The 240-nt window shown below is 70.8% G+C and carries 1 protein-coding gene; it reads left to right on the top strand.

Features of this window, described 5'->3' with window-relative positions:
• On the top strand, positions 1–198 hold a 198-nt coding region (locus UUA_RS18455; RefSeq protein ID WP_039954621.1), incomplete at its 5' end, for a prolipoprotein diacylglyceryl transferase family protein.
• Positions 199–240: the final 42 nt, after the last annotated feature.

Below are 240 nucleotides of genomic sequence, written 5' to 3'. Positions count from 1 at the left end.
CTGTTCGCGCTGCTCTACGGCGGCTTCCGCTTCGCGGTGGAATTCGTGCGCGTACCCGATCCGCAGCTCGGCTACCTGTTCGGCACGCAGTGGGTGACGATGGGGCAGATGCAGTCGCTGCCGCTGATCGCGATCGGGCTGTTGCTGATCGCGATGTCGCGCCGCGCGCCCACGCTGCCGCTGGCGGCTACCCCGTAGGGCGGGCACCCCCCGCCGTTCCCGCGGTTGACGTGCTGGCGG

It is taken from the genome of Rhodanobacter thiooxydans LCS2, from assembly GCF_000264375.1.
Classification (GTDB): Bacteria; Pseudomonadota; Gammaproteobacteria; order Xanthomonadales; family Rhodanobacteraceae; genus Rhodanobacter; species Rhodanobacter thiooxydans.
Note: the sequence above shows the minus strand (reverse complement) of the source record. Positions and strands in the feature narration are given on the sequence as shown.